Origin of the sequence: uncultured Cetobacterium sp., assembly GCF_947039425.1 — a bacterium.
Classification (GTDB): domain Bacteria; phylum Fusobacteriota; class Fusobacteriia; order Fusobacteriales; family Fusobacteriaceae; genus Cetobacterium_A.
The window spans coordinates 1-4667 of the sequence record NZ_CAMQYW010000149.1; the positions used below are offsets into that span (position 1 = coordinate 1).

At 25.8% G+C, this 4667-nt stretch carries 6 protein-coding genes; 2 read left to right on the plus strand and 4 right to left on the minus strand.

Annotated features, from left to right (window positions below; genetic code table 11):
- On the plus strand, window positions 1-480 hold a 480-nt coding region (locus Q0V09_RS07905; protein WP_297488268.1), incomplete at its 5' end, for a DMT family transporter.
- The gene (locus tag Q0V09_RS07910) at window positions 473-1486 is read left to right on the plus strand and encodes a Gfo/Idh/MocA family oxidoreductase (RefSeq protein WP_297407620.1); all 1014 of its coding nucleotides are present in this window, start codon (window positions 473-475) and stop codon (window positions 1484-1486) included. The genes Q0V09_RS07905 and Q0V09_RS07910, both read left to right, overlap by 8 nt.
- 271 nt (window positions 1487-1757) lie before the next feature.
- On the opposite strand, the gene Q0V09_RS07915 is transcribed toward Q0V09_RS07910, so the two are convergent.
- The 4 genes from Q0V09_RS07915 to Q0V09_RS07930 all read right to left on the minus strand — a co-directional run bounded on the left by Q0V09_RS07915 (window position 1758) and on the right by Q0V09_RS07930 (window position 4632).
- On the minus strand, window positions 1758-2324 hold the full coding sequence (locus Q0V09_RS07915; RefSeq protein WP_297488271.1) for a hypothetical protein: 567 nt from the start codon (window positions 2322-2324) through the stop codon (window positions 1758-1760).
- 40 nt (window positions 2325-2364) lie between these two features.
- On the minus strand, window positions 2365-3144 hold the full coding sequence (locus Q0V09_RS07920) for a relaxase/mobilization nuclease domain-containing protein (RefSeq protein ID WP_297407992.1): 780 nt from the start codon (window positions 3142-3144) through the stop codon (window positions 2365-2367).
- Window positions 3123-3404, minus strand: a complete 282-nt coding sequence (locus Q0V09_RS07925; RefSeq protein WP_297407994.1) for a ribbon-helix-helix protein, CopG family — start codon at window positions 3402-3404, stop codon at window positions 3123-3125. The genes Q0V09_RS07920 and Q0V09_RS07925 overlap by 22 nt, the downstream gene beginning before the upstream one ends.
- Window positions 3405-3816: 412 nt before the next feature.
- Complete coding sequence (locus Q0V09_RS07930) at window positions 3817-4632, minus strand: diguanylate cyclase (protein WP_367172323.1); 816 nt, start codon at window positions 4630-4632, stop codon at window positions 3817-3819.
- Window positions 4633-4667 lie beyond the last annotated feature (35 nt).

Sequence of the window (4667 nt, forward strand, 5' to 3'; positions counted from 1 at the left end):
GGAAATGAAAATAACAATAGTACTGATTTTATTAGGGGTGCTATGTTTTTAGGAATAGCAATTTTTATACAATCTATTCAAAATTTAATTGTAAAAAATGTAGCTAAAAAATTACATGCAATAGTTATAAGTGCATCAACTGCGACTCTATCGGGATTAATATACTTAGCTCTAGCTATCAATACTGGAAAAATTATTCAACTTAAAGAAGTTGCCTCAGGGTTATTAATTGGATTAAGTTTAGCAGGAATTTATGGAATGTTAACAGGGATGTTAATGGCTTTTTATATAGTTCAAAAACAAGGAGTTGTTGTTTTTAATATAATTCAATTGATAATCCCGTTATCGACAGCTATTGTAGGTTATTTTACATTGGGAGAAAAGATTAGCTTAAATCAAGGGATTGGAGCCTTAATAGTTATTAGTGGATGTATTGTTGCTCTAAAAAAAGCAAAAAGGAGGGGAAAGAGAAATGTATAAAGTTGGAGTCATAGGATTAGGACAAATTGCATATCATATAGATAAGGATCCTAACAGAAAGATTATTTGGAGTCATATAAAAGCTTATAAAAAGATTGCTAAAACTAATATATTAGGAATTTGTGATATTAATCATGATTTAGTTGAAAAAATAAAAAGTGAATGTAAAATTCCTAAAGGTTATACAAATTATGAAAATATGTTAAGTGAAAATAATTTTGATATTATTAGTATTTGCACCCCAATTCAAACTCACTACGATATAATAATAAAATGTGTTCAAAATGGTGTGAAAGCAATTTTTTGTGAAAAAACACTTTCTTATTCTTTGGAAGAAACAGAAGAAATAATAAAATTATGCAAAAAAAATAATGTTATTTTAGGAGTTAACTATATTTTACGTTGGGACAATTTAAATATTGAAATCAAAAATTTAATTGATAATGGCGCAATTGGTAAAATCTATACAATGGTTGGATATGGAGCGACAGCTCTACACACAAGTACAAGCCATTTAATAGACTTAATGCTTTATTTTAGTAATGGGAATCCTTTATGGGTAACTGGAGAAATACAAAAAGATTTTATAAGAATTGTACATGGTGTAGAAGATTGTGGAGGAATAGGAATTATTAAATTTGACACAGGAGCAATTGGGTTAATAAAAGGTGTTAGTAGTTCTCCTCAAAAATACATGTTAGAACTAGACATATTAGGAGAAAATGGGCGAATAAAACTATATAATAATGGGCTTGCTTATGATTTATATCAATATTCAGCAGAAATTAACACAGCAGGGTCTAGTTATGAATCTTTAAAACTTATAAAAACTCAACAAAAAAATAATGAAAATAAAAGAATGATAGATGCTATTTTAGATATAATAGATTGTTTAGAAAACGGAGGAGAGCCACTAGCAAATGGGAATTCATCATATAATTTAATAAAAATTATAGAAGGAATAAAAAATTCAGATAAAATAAAAAAAATTATTAAATTTTTCTAATAAAAATATTCGGGAAAAGAAAACAGTTATCCAGAGATTACAAACCAGTAAAAAATCTTTTAGCATTTGCTTTTTTTTTTAAAGAGTATAATCAAGTAAGACAACAATTAAGATTCAATGTTCGGAAAGCATTGTGTGAAAAAGAGCTAGGGGCGAAAACTAGCTCTTTTTTAATTCTTTATTTTTTTGAACTAATAATTGCTTTTTTCCCTCATTTTTTTCAGTTTTATAATATAATAATCTCATTCAGTGTCATAAACACTCCAGTTAATTATTTTTTATTTTTCTTCTGTAAATTTTGTTTATAATCTTTTATCCAATTATAATTTTCAATAAAAAGTTTTTGAGAGTTTTTATCATACCAAAACTTATTATCCTCCGCTAAAATCCAATAGACATTATTAATTTTGTTGGCTAATATATCATTTTTTTCTTGAATATGTCTTACATTTATAAAATAAAAATAACTAATTAAAACTAAAGCTACTGTAAACCAGATTATAGGTGCATAAATAAGCCAGCAAGCCTCTTGATCATACTTTGATATGGTTTTATCAGCATGGATTTCTATTCGCGTTTTAAAGCTATTTACAGCATTTTCCATTTTTGTGATTTGACTTTGAATAACCTCTTCATTTGAATTTATATATTTTCCAATTCTTACAATGTCCAGAGTTTCTACTTTTTCGGATAATCTCCTATTATTAAAATTTAAAATATCAGCCTTTTCATTTAAGGCCTTTTCTAGCTGCTTTAATTCTTCAATAGTTTTGTTCATATCTTCTAAAATTGCTAAAGTTCTGTTTTTCTCTTCTTTTTGCTCTTTGAATATATTCACTAACATCCTCCTTAGAAATCATCTCTTTCCTTTTGCCGTTCTATTCTTTTCTGTATTCCTTGTTCCTTTCTTGTTCAATTTGTTTTGTATATTCAAATCCAAACTCTAAATTTTCTTTAGTTAGTCTTGGATCATTAAAAGTTTTATTCAAATTTGATAATCTAAACTTTCTTTTTAGAGAACTAGCAAACTCTTCTTTAACCTCTAAAGTTATATGTTTTCTTTGAGGTTGCCAATCAAGAATAATCCCTTCTTTATCCATTTTTTCCTTAAAGTCATCTATAGATTTTATTTTTTCTGTTTCCAGGACTCTGGTTAAAACTGAATAAGTATTTACTATATCACTTCTTTCCTTTCCATTAAAATGATTCTCTATTGCTTTTCTTTTTTCTTTTGTATCAGTTGTTACATCTCCAATTTCCTTTCCAATCTTCTTAGTAATTTGAATTCTATGTTCCAACCCTATTTCATTAATAAGCTCTTTATATCTTGTTAAATCTTTTTTCTTTTGATTATGTTTTTTTCCATTCACAAAATTTACAGAGTTAACAATCATATGGCAATGAAGATTATTGCTATCATTATGAACTGATAAAAAAACTTCATGGTCTTTAAATTCTTTTTCACAAAATTTTTTTGACACTTCTAAAGCAAGTTCTGAATTCTTGAAATTTTCTTCAAATTCCTGAAATGCAATATCATAATCATCTGAACAATTTATTCCTAAAGTTAAATCTGATTTTTTCCCCACATAATCAAGAGCTGATTTAGCTCCTCCTTTTTGAATACTTGGATTTTTTATCGCTTTAAAGATTGCCATAATTCTTCAAGCTCCTCTCTAATTTCTTCAAAATTATCAATTTTATGACCTTTTTTTGCTAATTGATTTATATTATTTGATAAAGCTCTTTTTAAAATTAGCAATTCTTTTAAATTAGAATTAAATTCTTCAATATTTTTTATAGAACTTAATCTAATCAAATTTCTTACAAATTCATTTTTACTAACTTCAAGAACTTTAGCATTTGTATCTAATATTTTATAATCTTTTTCATCCAATCTCAAAGATACATTTTTCATTAAAATTATTCTCCTTTAATTTTTTTTTAAAAGTAAAAATAAAAGTTCCCGTTTTCATAGGGGAGTTTTGTTTTTACTTCAAAAGGGGTTTTAAGGGGATTGATCCCCTTAACAAGATGGGAGAATTGTAAGTCAACGAAGTTACGTCAATTAACCGTAACTTACCCCACCTATAAAAATAAAGTAATTTTTATAGGGATCTTTGTGTTTAACATTATCATAACTGATAGGTTTTATTTTGTCAAAATGCTTTTTATTTTTAGTTTTTTTAATTAGTGAATCTTTTAAACTGAAAAATTGGAAGAAAAGTTGGAGTTTTTTTATTTTATTATTAAAAAAATTACTTACTTTTTTTCTTGTTTGTAATATTTATAATATTTACGGTGTCTGAATCCTTAGTAAAATCAAAGCATCAAGATAGGTTACTACGGAAACAAATCAACTTATTACGGAAAAAAAATGTTTTTACAGATAGATTAAAAGAGATTCTAAAGTCATCATCAATCATATTTAAAGTGAGCAACTCTTTTACAAACTTTACAGATTCTTCAGCTATTTTATAGTCTATTTTATGTATTAGATCAAAATTTTCTGCAATGGGTATAAGTTCATTTGGATAAATATCTACAAGCTCTTTACTATAGCATCTAACAAGAGACTCTATCCCTATTATATTACTTGACGATATTTTCACCTTAGGTTGATAAACAGCATATAAATCTTCTAAATCTCCTTCTAAGAGCTCTAATATCTTTAATTCTCTCTCTTTTTCTCTAATAAAGTCTTCATCTGCTAAAACAACTTTAATTCCTTTTGTTTTCTTAGCTTTAAATAGAGCCATATCTGCATATTTAAATGATATTTGAATATTTTCATCTAACTCTTTCTTATGTAATCCAACACTATATGATAAATTATATTTTATAAATAAAGGAGATTCTTTTTTTATCTCATCTAACTTATTACAAATATTTTCAATATTTTCTAATAACAATCCATAAAACTCATCACCTGAAATTCTAAATATATAGCTCTCTTTAAATTTTAACTTTAAAAAATTAGATAACTCTACAATTACCAAATCTCCAAAATTATGTCCATATTTATCATTTAACTCTTTAAAATTATCTATATCAATAACAAATGAATAACCACTTATTAGAGAACTTTCATATTCACAAAACTCATTAAAAACATTCCTATTTGGAAGTGGTGTTAGTATATAAATATAGACATAAAATTTCGATTATTGTAAAATAAATT